At 71.9% G+C, this 13,234-nt stretch carries 16 protein-coding genes; 11 read left to right on the forward strand and 5 right to left on the reverse strand.

Annotation, left to right across the window (positions count from 1 at the left end; genetic code table 11):
* Positions 1-2 precede the first annotated feature (2 nt).
* Positions 3-458, reverse strand: a complete 456-nt coding sequence (locus O7615_RS27295) for an ABA4-like family protein (protein ID WP_278180644.1) — start codon at positions 456-458, stop codon at positions 3-5.
* On the reverse strand, positions 455-1,483 hold the full coding sequence (locus O7615_RS27300; RefSeq protein WP_278180645.1) for a hypothetical protein: 1,029 nt from the start codon (positions 1,481-1,483) through the stop codon (positions 455-457). Before O7615_RS27300 ends, O7615_RS27295 begins: the two co-directional genes overlap by 4 nt.
* 197 nt (positions 1,484-1,680) lie before the next feature.
* Between O7615_RS27300 and O7615_RS27305 the strand changes: the two genes are divergently transcribed.
* The 3 genes from O7615_RS27305 (at position 1,681) to coaD (ending at position 3,943) form a co-directional block, all read left to right on the forward strand.
* Entirely contained in the window at positions 1,681-2,415 is a 735-nt protein-coding gene (locus O7615_RS27305) for a CBS domain-containing protein (protein ID WP_278180646.1), read from the forward strand.
* Between the two features lie 10 nt (positions 2,416-2,425).
* The gene (locus tag O7615_RS27310) at positions 2,426-3,436 is read left to right on the forward strand and encodes a CehA/McbA family metallohydrolase (RefSeq protein WP_278180647.1); all 1,011 of its coding nucleotides are present in this window, start codon (positions 2,426-2,428) and stop codon (positions 3,434-3,436) included.
* A gap of 63 nt (positions 3,437-3,499) precedes the next feature.
* On the forward strand, positions 3,500-3,943 hold the full coding sequence (gene coaD / locus O7615_RS27315) for a pantetheine-phosphate adenylyltransferase (protein WP_278180648.1): 444 nt from the start codon (positions 3,500-3,502) through the stop codon (positions 3,941-3,943).
* 39 nt (positions 3,944-3,982) lie between these two features.
* On the opposite strand, the gene O7615_RS27320 is transcribed toward coaD, so the two are convergent.
* Together O7615_RS27320 and O7615_RS27325 are read right to left on the reverse strand one after the other, a co-directional pair.
* Positions 3,983-4,621: a hypothetical protein gene (locus O7615_RS27320; protein WP_278180649.1), complete on the reverse strand. Its 639-nt coding sequence runs from the start codon at positions 4,619-4,621 to the stop codon at positions 3,983-3,985.
* Between the two features lie 109 nt (positions 4,622-4,730).
* Positions 4,731-5,117, reverse strand: coding sequence for a hypothetical protein (locus O7615_RS27325; protein ID WP_278180650.1), 387 nt, complete (start codon positions 5,115-5,117; stop codon positions 4,731-4,733).
* A 159-nt stretch (positions 5,118-5,276) separates the two neighbouring features.
* On the opposite strand from O7615_RS27325, the gene O7615_RS27330 reads away from it, so the two are divergent.
* The gene (locus O7615_RS27330) at positions 5,277-5,750 is read left to right on the forward strand and encodes a VOC family protein (protein WP_278180651.1); all 474 of its coding nucleotides are present in this window, start codon (positions 5,277-5,279) and stop codon (positions 5,748-5,750) included.
* Between the two features lie 36 nt (positions 5,751-5,786).
* On the forward strand, positions 5,787-6,362 hold the full coding sequence (locus tag O7615_RS27335) for a DNA starvation/stationary phase protection protein (RefSeq protein WP_278180652.1): 576 nt from the start codon (positions 5,787-5,789) through the stop codon (positions 6,360-6,362).
* 33 nt (positions 6,363-6,395) lie between these two features.
* Here O7615_RS27335 and O7615_RS27340 read toward each other — a convergent pair whose 3' ends face one another.
* Positions 6,396-7,163 carry an FCD domain-containing protein gene (locus O7615_RS27340; RefSeq protein ID WP_278180653.1) on the reverse strand — a complete coding sequence of 256 codons (768 nt, stop codon included), beginning with the start codon at positions 7,161-7,163 and terminating at the stop codon, positions 6,396-6,398.
* Between the two features lie 188 nt (positions 7,164-7,351).
* Between O7615_RS27340 and O7615_RS27345 the strand changes: the two genes are divergently transcribed.
* From O7615_RS27345 to O7615_RS27370, 6 genes are all read left to right on the forward strand, one after another.
* On the forward strand, positions 7,352-8,590 hold the full coding sequence (locus O7615_RS27345; protein WP_278180654.1) for a sugar ABC transporter substrate-binding protein: 1,239 nt from the start codon (positions 7,352-7,354) through the stop codon (positions 8,588-8,590).
* 70 nt (positions 8,591-8,660) lie between these two features.
* A complete protein-coding gene (locus O7615_RS27350; protein ID WP_278180655.1) occupies positions 8,661-9,608 on the forward strand; it encodes a sugar ABC transporter permease in 948 nt (315 codons plus the stop codon).
* Positions 9,605-10,420 carry a carbohydrate ABC transporter permease gene (locus O7615_RS27355; protein WP_278180656.1) on the forward strand — a complete coding sequence of 272 codons (816 nt, stop codon included), beginning with the start codon at positions 9,605-9,607 and terminating at the stop codon, positions 10,418-10,420. Before O7615_RS27350 ends, O7615_RS27355 begins: the two co-directional genes overlap by 4 nt.
* Positions 10,421-10,426: 6 nt before the next feature.
* Positions 10,427-11,575: a galactonate dehydratase gene (gene dgoD, locus O7615_RS27360; protein WP_278180657.1), complete on the forward strand. Its 1,149-nt coding sequence runs from the start codon at positions 10,427-10,429 to the stop codon at positions 11,573-11,575.
* A 2-nt stretch (positions 11,576-11,577) separates the two neighbouring features.
* Entirely contained in the window at positions 11,578-12,216 is a 639-nt protein-coding gene (locus tag O7615_RS27365) for a bifunctional 4-hydroxy-2-oxoglutarate aldolase/2-dehydro-3-deoxy-phosphogluconate aldolase (RefSeq protein WP_278180658.1), read from the forward strand.
* The gene (locus O7615_RS27370) at positions 12,213-13,217 is read left to right on the forward strand and encodes a sugar kinase (protein ID WP_278180659.1); all 1,005 of its coding nucleotides are present in this window, start codon (positions 12,213-12,215) and stop codon (positions 13,215-13,217) included. Before O7615_RS27365 ends, O7615_RS27370 begins: the two co-directional genes overlap by 4 nt.
* Positions 13,218-13,234: the final 17 nt, after the last annotated feature.

Genomic DNA, 13,234 nt, shown 5'->3' on the forward strand with positions numbered 1-13,234 from the left:
GGTCAGCCTAGGCGGTGCGGGTCGGGGTCACGAGTGGCCGGCGACGGCGCCCATCGGGGACGGACGGCCAGGTAGGCGGCCAGGCCGAGCGGCCCCAGCAGGATCGTCAGCACCAGCACCGGCGCCATCACCAGTGCCGGGATCTCCCGTTCCCGGCTGTCCAGCCACGCCCACCGGCCGACGAACAGGTCGAACGCGATCATGTGGGCCCAGGCCGCCGCCGCGCCGTCGGCGCCGCTCAGCAGCTCCCGCACGCCGTCGAGGGTCGGGGAGGCCACGACCGGCAGCAGCTCCCCGAGCGCCGGGAGCACCAGGATCGCGTAGATCGCGACGACCGGCGCCACGATCAGCGGCGACCGGATGATCCGTGCCGTCACCGCCCAGTTGGGCAGCAGGATCATCAGCGCCCAGAAGGGCGCGGCCACCGCGAACGTCAGCGTGAACAACGTACCGCTCACTGGTGCACCTCCTCGCGTCCGTCGCCCGCAGTCGCCACCGTCATCGCCATGGCCGGTGCCGGCGGTGTGGCCGTGGCCGGCGCGGTCACGGTGACCGGTGCCGTCGTCGTGGCCGCTGGGGCCCGGCGGCCCGCCAGCACCCCCGCGACGGCGGCTGCGGTGGCCGCCACCAGCGCCGCCGCGACGGCCAGGGTGAGCGCGTCCGGCCGCAGCAGCGGCTGCCCGCGCAGGGCCTGCCAGGTGAACAGGATCGTCGACGCGCCGTACGCGAGGCCCGCGACGAGCAGCAGCCGCGCCCGGGTGCGCTCGTCCAGCCGGCCCCCGGAGAACCGACCCAGCAGGAGCGCCAGGATGGGCAGCGCCTGCAACCCGTGCAGCCCGACGAAGTGCCCGATCCGCAGGTCCCCGCCGATGGTGCTCCAGCCGACCAGCGGCAGCCCCGGCCCGCCGTCCGGTACGCCGACGCTGTGTGCGCCGGCGATGCCCTCGACGGCGGGCGCCTGGCCGGGCATGGTCATCGGTATCGCCACCAGCATGCCGAGCAGCGCCAGGCCGAGCCCCAGGCGCACCGCGTACCGGGCGGCCCGGTCCGCGATCGGCTGGCGCAGCACCGCGACGCCGATGACGACGTGCGCGGCGAACAGCACCATGATTGCCGTACCCATCAGCAGCCACAGTACGGCGTTCAGCTCGCTGGTCTCGTTGTAGTGACTGGTGGTGCCGCGCAGCACCTGCCCGACGATGACGGCCATCTCCACCACCCCCATGGCGACCACGACGGTGGCCGCCCACTCCGCGATCCGGCTGCGGCGGCGCAGCAGCGAGAGCATCCAGGCCAGGGTGATGCCGTACAGCACGAAGGACACCGAGAACTTGAACGGCTTGAGCCAGATCGGCACACCGGTCAGGACCCGCTGATCGGCGACGATGCCGACCGCGCAGACGACGGCGAGCACCGCCATCGCCGAGACGAAGACCATCAGCGGGCGGTGCCAACGCGCCCGCCCGGAAAGGTTGGTAGTCATGCTTCCGATGCTGGTGCGGGCAGGCGCGGACGTCGCCCGACCGCGGGCCACGGTTGCGGCCGGTTGTCGGGCCGTCCGCGGCCGGTGGTCGGGTCGTCCCCTCCTACCCCGGTAGGAGAGGTCCAACGCCCCTGCCGGCGACATATGCGGTGGTGGCAGGCTGGAAGTGGGTAAGTGACGGGGGTAAGGAGGAGGCGATGACCACCAACACCCTGAAGAAGAGACAGTGGACGGTCGAAGATGTGATGACGCGCGACGTCGTGTCGGTGGCGGCCGACACGTCGTACCGCGAGGTTGTCGACGCGTTGGTGAACAGCGGCGTGAGCGCGGCGCCGGTGGTCGACGCGGAGGGCCGGGTCCTCGGCGTCGTATCCGAGGCGGACCTGTTGCACAAGGTCGAGGCCGCGGGGGAGGAGCGGGAGCGCCGGCTCGTGAGCGGCCTGCGCCGCCTGGCGGCGAAGGCGCGGGCCACCGTCGCCGCCGACCTGATGACCGCGCCGGCGATCGTGGTCGAACCCACCGCGTCCGTCGTCGCGGCGGCCCGGCGGCTGGAGGCGGAGCAGATCAAGCGGATGCCGGTCGTGGACGCCGAACGGCGGCTCGTCGGTGTGGTGTCCCGCCGGGACCTGCTGCGGATCCACACGCGGGCGGATGCGGAGATCCGCGCCGACATCGTCGAGAACGTGCTGCGCGGCCTGTGGGTCGACCCGAGCGCCGTCGAGGTCGGTGTGGTGGACGGCGTCGTGACGCTGTCCGGCACCGTCGAGAGTCGTAGTCTCGCCGGCATCGTCGCCGACCACGCGGCAAAGCTCGCGGGCGTCGTCGACGTGGTCGACCGGTTGACCTGGGAGCGGGACGACACGGAGCTGATCGGCTCGCGCGGCTTCGCGTTCGGCACCGCCGAGCGCCTCATGCGACCCTCGCGCGACTAGATTCGGGCCGGTGCCAGTAGTTCGGGCGGTGGCAGCTGAGCGGTTCCCGGCCCGGCGGGCGGCGGGCCGGGGCCCCGGCTGGTGCCGGGGCGACTGCCACGTGCACACGGTGCTCTCCCACGGCGCGGACCTGGCCCCGGGGCAGCTCGCCGTCGCCGCCCGCGCCCTCGGGCTGGACTTCGTGGCCACCACCGAGCACAACACCTCGGCCGGGCACGGCGCATGGGGCCCGTACGCGGGCGATGACCTGCTGGTGATCCTGGGACAGGAGGTCACCACCCGCACCGGGCACTGGCTCGCCCTCGGCCTCGATCCCGGGCACCAGGTCGACTGGGCGTACGGCGTCCGGGACGACGTCATCGACCGGCACCTGGCACAGGTACGCCGGCCGGGTGGACTCTGTGTGGCCGCACACCCGTACGCGCCGTACCCGTCCGGGGTCCTGGGGTATCCGTACCGCTGGTTCGACGCGATCGAGGTGTGGAACGGGCAGTGGAGTTCGGACCTGCCCTGGAACGCCGACAACGAGGCGGCGTTGGCCGAGTGGGGCCGCAACCTCGCCTACGACGTCCACGAGGGACGGTGGTGGCCGGCGGTCGGCAACAGCGACGCCCACCTCGCCGGCCAGCTCGGCACGCCGCACACGGTGGTCTTCGCCGAGGAGCTGAGCACCGACGCGGTGCTCGCGGGCCTGCGCGCCGGCCGGAGCTGGATCGCCGGATCGGCCGCCGTCGGGCTGGAACTCACCGGGTCGGCCGCCGACCGCGTCGCGGGCATCGGCGAACGCCTGGACTCCGGCGGCGAACCGGTCACCGTACGCGTGCAGGTGTCCGGGGTGCCCTCCGGCGCCGTCAGCCTGCACACCGAGCACGGCGTCGTGCACCGGGAACGGCTCCCGGCCGGCGGGGCGGGCTCGGTCGAGTGGCGCACCACCGCGCGGGACAGCGGCTTCGTCCGGGTCGAGGTACGCCACCCCGACCGCCAGATGGCCGCCCTCACCAACCCCGTCATCCTGGCCTGACCCGCTCACCCGCCGCCGGCCCCCCGACGGCAGGATCCGACGGCCGGTATCTACAGTCGGGCCGTGAGCACCGACAGGGGCGTGCGAGCGGTCTACCCCGGCAGCTTCGATCCCTTCACCCCGGGGCATGTGGATGTGGTGAGCCGGGCACGCGACCTCTTCGACGAAGTGGTCGTGCTCGTCGCGGTCAACAGCAGCAAGCATCCGGGCACCGACGAGCAGGAGCGGGCGGCCGCTGTGCGGGCCGTGCTGCCGGTCGAGTGGACCACCGTCACCGTTGCCGCCTGGCGCGGGCTGACCGCCACCTACTGCCGTCGCCACGGGGCAGGCGTGATCGTTCGCGGCGTGCGTAACACCACCGACCTGCAGACCGAGTACCGGCTCGCCGCGATGAACCAGTCGCTGGGCGTGCCCACGGTGTTTCTTCCTGCGCAGCCCGAGCTGGCCGCGGTGTCTTCGACGGTGGTGCGCACGCTGGGGACGTCACCGTTGTCCACGCGGCCGTAGCCGGCCCCGGCCGCGTCGGGCGTCAGCGCACCCAGGCGGTCAGCGCACCGAGGCGTACGCCAGGGGTGCGCTGACCCCGCCCCACGTGCCGGTCAACGTGCCGCCCAACGCGGCGGCGCCCGAGGCGGGCACGATGCCGGGGCGGCGGATCACGCCCAGCTCGACGGTGTCGGTGACGATGACCGTCGGGTCGCCGTCGACGACCCGGCGTACCGCCCCGACGTCGGGCAGCCCGGCGCCACCGGGGGCATCGTTGGCGATCTCCATGCTCGGCAGGCGCACCTCGCGCCGGCCGTCGACCTCGAAGTATTCCTCCGCCTGCCCGGCGCCGGCGAGGACCGCACCGGCCAGCGCGGCAGCGTACACCGGGTCGACGGGCGCGTCGTAGACCCAGCGTGTGCCCAGCACCGAGTGCTCCACGGTGCCCACCAGCCAGCCGTCGGTGCTGCCCAGCGGCGCATCACGGTAGGTCAGCGGCACCTGGTGCACCGGCCCGTCGCCGGCGCGGACCAGCAGCGTCTCGATCCCGACCTCGCCGGCCGGGTCGTCGAACCGGTACGCGGCCACGCGCACCACCTCGGCGCCGGAATCCCCCTCGTACCAGTCGCGGGTCGGCAGCCAGGTCGCCAGCAGTTCGAGTTTGGTGGGGTGCAGCTCGGCCCGATGCAGTAATGCCATGCGCCGCATCGTACGCACCGCCCCCGACGTGCGTGGCCGCTGCCGACGACGACGGCAGCGTCCGGCGCGCGGGCTCGGGGGCCGATCGCGCGGGGGAGCCTGCGCGGGCTCAGGCGCCGATGGCGCGCAGGTTGTGCTGGTCGACGGCGCGCGCCGCCAGTACGGCACCGCCGGCGAGGTAGGCGAGCCAGGTCAGCGGCATGGTCACCAGGCCGACGGCGAGGAAGATCAGCGCGAAGTTGATCCAGAACAGCACCCAGAACGAGACCATGAGGACGATGCCGGTGACGACGCGGCCGGCGTAGATGCTGCCCACGCCGAAGATGCCGAAGATGCCGAGGATCAGCTCCAGGGCGATCGCGGCGCCGGTCGACTTGGGCGCGGCGACGACGACCGCCGGCGGCCAGTGCACCGGCGGCGCCGCGGCGTACGGTGCGGGCAGCTGCGGGGTGCCCGGCAGGCCCTGCCGCTGGTGGTACGGGTCCTGGTAGCTCACCCTGCCAGTGTCGCCGCGGCACGGCGTCGCGTCACCCCCCCGCTCGGCGCGTTCTGCACCGCCGACCGGCGCCGCCGCGAACCACGCCCAACCGGCCGGTGGGGGTGTGTGGGGGCCGGGGGTGGGTACGCGTGGGCTTTCCGACGGGGGGAGCCGGGGATGGGCGACGGGGCACCGGACTACTTCCAGCCCGAGGGCGGAGTGGTCCTGACCCACCTGCTGATCGTGCGCGACGTGGACCGCTCGCGGGAGTTCTACCGGCGGGTGCTGGGCGCGACGGTGGTACGCGAACGTCAGCCGGCGATCCTGCGCTTCCACAACAGCTACATCGTGATCAACGACGAGGGTGGTCCCACCGACGACAAGCCGACCGTACGGGCGCAGGCGCCGGCGGATTCGGACACGCTCAGCGGTGCGATCAACATCCGGGTCACCGACGTGCACGCGGTCTACGAGCGGTGGCGCGCCCGCGGTGGGGAGTTCCTGACCGCGCCGAAGGACCACGGTGTGGAGATCCGCTGCTACCTGCGGGATCCGGACGGCTACCTGATCGAGGTCGGTCAGGCGACCGGCATTCTCGCCGAGCAGGGCCGCGTCGCCGGGCCGGGCGACGCGGGCCGCACCGCCGCCTGAGCGCCCACCGAGCATCCGAGCATCGAGGAGGGGACCATGACCCAGCAGAAGCAGGAATCGGACAGCCAGCCCCGGCTGCACCAGCACGGCCGTGAGATCCAGGCGTTCGGCAGCGTCCGGCAGTTGCCCGTCGCCCTGTCCTACAACAGCCGGATGTACGCCTGCGAGCGGTTGAACCTGATCCTCGCCGACACCCGCATCCTGCACTCGCTGTACAAGAAGCACCACTGGCTCATGCGGGGGCCGACCTTCTACCAGCTTCACCTGCTGCTCGACAAGCACGCCGACGAGCAGCTCGAACTCGTCGACATGGTGGCCGAGCGGATCCAGACCCTGGGCGGGATCGCCGTGGGGGATCCGCGCCACGTGGCCGAGCTGACCCGGATCCCGCGCCCACCCAACGGTGCCGAGGAGGTGCCGGCGATGCTGTCGCGCCTGCTGGAGGCGCACGAGACGATCCTCACCGATGCGCACGACGCGGCGGCGCGGGTGGCCGAGGCCGGCGACGACGGCAGCAACGACCTGCTGGTGTCCAACGTCATCCGGACCAACGAGCTACAGACCTGGTTCATCGCCGAACACCTCGTGGACACGCCGATCGTGTCGGTGTGACGGCCCGCAGCTGGGACGAGCGGCGGGAGGAACTCAGGCGGGGTGGGGCTCGGTGCTGCGTTCCCGCTCCCACATCGAGGCCATCTCGTCGAACGCGTGTTCCATGATCTGCTTCATGGCCCGCCGCGCGCTCTCTCCGTCGCGTCGCTGGATCGACTGCGCGACATCGGCGTGCAGTTGGAGCGCCTGCTCGTGCGGGTGGTGCGGCATGAGGTGGTAGTGGTGCCGGCCGGTCAGCACCTCGGCCACCAGCTGCTGCAGCTTGATGAACATCTCGTTGCCCGAGGCGCGTAGCACCCGCTGGTGGAACTCGATGTCCAGGCCGAGGAAGCGCTCCTCGTCGCCGGCCTTGCCGGCGGCCCACATCTTGGCGGCCAGGCCGACCAGATCGCTCGCCTCGTCGTGGTCGACGCGGTGCGCGGCGAGCCAGGCGGCGTGCGGCTCCACCGCGGTACGCAACTCGGTGATCGAGCGGAGCTGGGCGATGCGCCCCGCCGAGGCGAGCCGCCAGCGGATCACCTGCGGGTCGAAGACGTTCCAGTCGCCGGCCGGGCGGATCATGACGCCGACGCGCCGACGGGTCTCGATGAACCCCATCGACGCGAGCACCCGGAGCACCTCGCGGACCACCGAGCGGGACACCGCGTAACGCTCGACCAGCTCGTCGATGTTGAGCACCGCCCCGGGGGCCAGGTCGCCGCCGCAGATGGCGGTGCCGAGGTGGTCGAGGACGCGCCCGTGCAGCCCGGCCTCGACAGGGGCGGTCTGGGCCGGCGCGGCCCCCGGCGAGGTCAGATCCACGCCTTGGATCATATCAGTTAGGTCTACCCCTTGTATAAGTCTGCTTTTTCGGCCTAGCATCCCGATGTTAAGCGGATGTAAAAGGCCGAGGTCGATGCCCTTCCCCCGGGGCGGTGACCAGGACAGAAGGAGAGACGGACGTGGGACGTCGATCGACAATTGGGACATCACTGGCGGTAGTTGCCGCCATGGCCCTGTCCGCCTGTGGCGGCGGTGCCGACAGCGGCGCCTCGGATACCGTGCAGGTGACGCTGGTCAACCACGTCTGGACCGAGAACATCCGGAAGGCGCTGCCGGAGTTCGAGCGGGAGACCGGCCTCAAGGTCGAGGTCACCCAGCTCGGTGAGGACCAGCTCTCGGACCAGTACAACGTCAAGCTCAACGCGGGCGCCAGCGACATCGACGTGATGATGTACCGCCCGCTGCAGGAAGGCCGGCTGTTCGCGAAGAACAAGTACCTCGCGGACCTGACCGACCGCGCCAAGGAGAGCGCCGACTTCGGCCTGGACGACTTCCAGGCCGCGCCGCTGGGCGCCACCACGTACGAGGACAAGGTGGTCGGCATCCCGATCATCACCGAGCAGCAGGTCCTCTACTACCGCAAGGACCTCCTGGAGAAGTCGGGCTTCACCGCCCCGCCGCAGACGCTCGACGAGCTGAAAACCCAGGCGGCGAAGATCGAGGCGGACAACCAGGGCGTGGCGGGCTTCGTCGCCCGCACCGGCAAGGCCGCCGCCGTCACCCAGTTCTCCAGCTTCCTCTACAGCTTCGGCGGTGACTTCGTCGACGCCGAAGGCAAGGCCGCCGTCAACAGCGACGCCGCCAAGCAGGCGTACGCCTACTACGGCGGGCTGCTGCGCGAGCACGGCCCGGCCAACGTCAGCACCGACATGAGCTGGTCCGAGGCGATGGCGATCTTCACCCAGGGCCAGGCCGCCTTCTACCCGGAGGCCAACTCGCTCTACAAGAACGCCACCGACCCGAGCAAGTCGAAGGTCTCCGAGACCGTCGGGTTCGCGCCGTTCCCGGCCGGTCCGGCCGGCTCGAAGCCGTACAACATCCCCTCGTGGGGTTTGGCCATCAACGAGGGCTCGGAGAACCAGACCAACGCCTGGAAGTTCATCGAGTGGGCCGCCGGCAAGCAGCAGACGCTGGAGCAGCAGAAGGCCGGTGTGCCGGGTGCGCGTACCTCCGTCTGGGAGAACCCGGAGGGCATCTCGACCTACCCGCAGGACATGGCCGACGCGATCACGGTGAGCCTCGCCAACGGCGTGGGCCACGACCGGCCGCTGGTCGAGCGGGTGGCGCAGGCCCGGGAGATCGTCGGGCAGCCGATCGTCGACGCCATCACCGGCAGGGACGCGGCGGCGGCAGCCGACACCGCCAACCAGGGGTTCCAGAAGTTCCTGGACGACGAGGCCCGCTAGGCCCGAGCGCGGGGGTGGTGGCGCCGACGGCGCCACCACCCCCGCCCGGCCTTCCCATCACGGAGATCTGATGCCAGCAGTCACCGCCCCCAGCAGGGCGCCCAGCGGCGCCTCCGTCATGCCCGACACGCCCGGTTGGGCGCGTTGGGCCAACGACCATCGCAAGTGGCTCTTCGCGACCCCGGCCATGGCCTTCGTCGCCGCGCTGATCATCTTTCCGCTCGCCTGGACGGTCTACCTCAGCCTCACCGACGCCTCGGGGTCCGTCCGCGCCGAGTCGGAGTTCATCGGCTTCCGGAACTACGTCGACGTCCTCACCGACACCGGCCGGTTCTGGCCCGCGGTGGCGCGTACCGCGGCGTTCACCGGCGTCGCGTTGTTCTTCGAGGTCGTCCTGGGTATGGCGATCGCCCTGCTGCTGTGGCGCCCGTTCCGGGGCGAGAGGTGGGTGCGGGTCGCCATCCTCCTGCCGCTGGTCGCCACCCCGGTCGCCGTCGGCATGATGTGGCGGCTCATCTTCGACCCCAACATCGGCCTGGCCAACCAGGCGCTCGGGTGGATCGGCATCGGCCCGCAGCCGTGGCTCGCCGGTCAGCACACCGCGCTGCCCACCACGATCTTCATCGACATCTGGCAGTGGATGCCGATGGTGGTGCTGATCCTGCTCGCCGGGTTGACCTCGCTCTCCGACGAGCCGCAGGAGGCGGCGATGATCGACGGCGCGAGCGCCTGGCAGCGCTTCCGGCACGTCACCCTGCCGCTGCTGATGCCCACCGTGATCGTCGCGATCCTGCTGCGCGGCATCGACGCGCTGAAGACCTTCGACATCCTGTACGCGACCAAGGGCCGCGGCGGCGGCTCGTTCCACGAGGTGGAGACCCTCAACGTGTACGCGTACGGCCTGAGCTTCGACTACAACGAGTACGGCCTCTCCTCGACGGTGCTGATCCTGTTCTTCCTCATCATCATCGGCTCGATGTGGCTGCTCACCTCCCGCAGGAAGGGGGCCGGGCGATGAAGCCACGCACCGGGTTCCGGGTATTCCGCGCCGTCGCGCTGGTCGTCGTGGTGCTCTCGCTGGTGGCGCCGCTGATCTGGATGATCGCCGCGTCCTTCAAGACCAACGTGGACATCTACGACTCCAGCAAGGCGCTGGTCTTCACGCCGACGCTGGACAACTACGGCACGGTGCTGCAGCAGGCCAACTACGTCCAGTTCATCGTCAACAGCCTCTGGGTGGCCTTCGCGGCGACGGCGCTGTCGTTGCTGCTCGGCGTGCCGGCGGCGTACTCGATGAGCCGGTTCAACATGCGCAAGTCGGCGCTGGTGGTGCTCATGGCCCGGGTCATCCCCGGTGTCTCGCTGCTGGTGCCCTGGTACTACGTCTTCTCGAACCTGCGCCTGGTCGGCGGCTTCAGCGTGCTGATCCTCAGCCACATGTTCGTGTCGCTGCCCCTGATCGTCTACATCATGATGGGCTTCTTCGACGGCCTGCCGGAGGAGTTGGAGGAGGCGGCGCTCGTCGACGGCCTTACCCACATCGGCGCGTTCCGCCGGATCACCCTGCCGCTGTCCGTGCCGGGCATCGCCACTGCGGGCATCCTGTCCTTCATCTTCTCCTGGAACAACTTCATGTTCGCCCTGGTGCTCTCCGGCCGGAGCACGAAGACGCTGCCCGTGGCGATCTTCGACTTCGTCGGCTACGCCAGCATCGACTGGGGCGGCCTGATGGCGGCGACCACCGTGGTCACCCTGCCGATCATGGTGATCGCGCTGTTCGTGCAGAAGTACATCGTCTCCGGGCTCACCGCCGGCGCGACGAAGGGCTGAGGCGACATGACCACCATTGCCCGCGTCGAGACCTTCCTCGTCGCACCCCGCTGGCTGTTCGTCCGGGTGGAGACCACCGACGGCATCGTCGGCTGGGGCGAGGCGACCTGCGAGGGCCGCTCCGAGACCGTACGCACCGCCGTGGCGCAGCTCAGTGAGCTGTTGATCGGCCGGGACGCGCTGCGCATCGAGGACCACTGGCAGGTGCTGACCAAGGGCTCCTTCTACCGGGGCGGCCCGATCCTGGCCAGCGCCGTCGCCGGCCTCGACCAGGCGCTGTGGGACATCGCCGGCAAGCGGTACGGCGCGCCCGTGCACCAGCTGCTCGGCGGGCCGGTCCGGGACCGGATCCGGGTCTACGGCTGGGTCGGCGGTGACGAACCCGGCGAGGTCCGTGAGCAGATCGCCGCCCGGGTCGAGGCCGGGCTGACCGCCGTGAAGATGAACGCCTCCGGGCGGATGAGCCCGCTCGCCTCCGTCGCCGAACTCGACGCGGTGGTGCAGCGGGTGGCCGCCGCCCGGGAGGTGCTCGGCGACGACCGTGACGTGGCCGTCGACTTCCACGGCCGGTTCACCCTCGCCAACGCCCGTCGGGTGGCGCCGCTGCTGGAGCCGTACCGCCCGCTGTTCCTGGAGGAGCCGGTGGTGCCGGAGAACTCCCACCTGATCGGCGAGTTCGTCCGCTCCACCACCACGCCCGTCTCCACCGGGGAGCGGCTCTACAGTCGCCAGGAGTTCCTGCCGGTGCTCCAGGCCGGCATCGCGGTGGCCCAGCCGGACCTCGCGCACGCCGGCGGCATCACCGAGGTACGCAAGATCGCCGCGTTGGCGGAGGTCTACGACGTCCAGCTCGCCCCGCACTGCCCGCTCGGGCCGATCGCCCTGGCCGCCTGTCTCCAGGTCGGCTTCGCCACGCCGAACTACCTGATCCAGGAACAGAGCATCGGCATCCACTACAACCTCGGCGCGGAGGTGCTCGACTACTGCGTCGACCAGCAGCCGTTGACCTTCGTCGACGGGTACGTGCAGCGCCTCACCGCGCCCGGCCTCGGCATCGAGATCGACGAGCAGGCGGTACGCGCGGCGGACAAGCGCGGCCACGCCTGGCGCAGCCCCACCTTCCGGCACCTCGACGGCTCGTACGCGGAGTGGTGATCATGACTCTGGATCTCACCGCCGAACTCGCCTCGACCCGCCTGCTGGCCATCATTCGGGGCACCGACACCGCCGCCGCGATCGCGGCCGGCACCGCCCTGCTGGCCGAGGGCGTGTCGATCATCGAGGTGGCGCTGACCACCCCCGGCGCGTTGCGGGCCGTCGAGGCGCTGCGGGCGGCCGCCCCGGCGGGCGGCCTGGTCGGCGCCGGCACGGTGCTCACCGGCGCCGACGTGGCCGACGCGGCCGCGGCCGGCGCCCAGTTCGTGGTCACCCCGGCCGTGGTCGAGTCGATCGGCGAGGCGGCCCGCCGTGGCCTGCCGGTGGCCGCCGGCGCCCTCACGCCCACCGAGGCGTACACGGCGATGCGGCTCGGGGCCAGCGCGGTCAAGCTGTTCCCGGCCTCGGTGGGCGGGCCGGCATACCTCAGGGCGGTGCGCGACCCGTTCCCGGACATCCCGTTCGTCGCGGTCGGCGGGGTGGGCCCGGCCGAGCTGCCCGCCTACCTGGCGGCCGGGGCGATCGCGGTCGGCGTCGGCGGGCCGCTGGTGGGCGACGCCGCCTCCGGCGGCGATCTCGACGCGCTGCGCGAGCGGGCCCGCGCCCATCTCGCGGCGATCGGTCGCACGGCGGCATCATGAGCGCGCGGAGCACTGACCCGAGCGAGCGAATCGACCAGACGGACGGGCCGGGCGGCATCGACCTGCTCACCGTCGGCGAGGCGCTGGTGTCGCTGCGCTCGCCCGGACCGCTGGCCGGTGGTGGGACGCTGAGCATGCACCTGGCCGGTGCGGAGTCGAACGTGGCGATCGGCCTGGCCCGGCTCGGTCACCGGGCCGCCTGGGTCGGCCGGGTCAGCGACGACGAGCTGGGTGAGTTCGTGCTGCGCCAGTTGCGCGCCGAGGGCGTGGACACGGCCGCCGTCCGCCGGGATCCGGAGCGGCCGCCCGGCCTGATGTTCCTGGAGCGGCGGACCGCCGACGTGTCCCGGGTGCGCTACCACCGGGCCGGCTCGGCGGGCTCGGCGCTGACCGTCGAGGACCTGCGCGCCCCGCTCGCCGCCGGCCCCCGGCTGCTGCACCTGACCGGGGTGACCCCGGCGCTGTCCGACAGCGCCCGGGAGGCCGCCAGCTGGGCCGTGCGTACGGCGGCCGGGGCGGGCATCCCCGTCTGCCTCGACGTGAACTACCGGGCCGGCCTGTGGTCACGCGAGACGGCCCGGGCGACCCTGTCCCCGCTGGCCGGGTACGCCTCGGTCGTCGTCGCCTCCGCCGACGAGCTGGATCTCGTCGCCGGGCCCGGTGCCGACGAAGCCGACGCGGTCGCCGGCCTGCTGCGGCGCGGCGTGCGGACGGTGCTGGTCAAGCTCGGCGCCGACGGCGCCCGCGCGTACACCGGCGACGGTGTCACGCACGTCGCGGCGGTGCCGGTGACCGCCGTGGACACCGTCGGTGCCGGCGACGCCTTCACCGCGGGCTACCTCTCGGGGCACCTCGACGGGCTGGACCTCGTCGACCGGCTCCGCCGCGCGGTGACCCTGGGCGCCTTCGCGGTCGCCGGCGACGGCGACTGGGAGGGCCTGCCCCGCCGCGACGAGTTGTCCCTGATCGCCGGCAGCGTGGCCGGCACCACCCTCCGCTGAGTACATCCTGCGAGAAA

It is taken from the genome of Micromonospora sp. WMMD1082, assembly GCF_029626175.1.
GTDB lineage: Bacteria > Actinomycetota > Actinomycetes > Mycobacteriales > Micromonosporaceae > Micromonospora.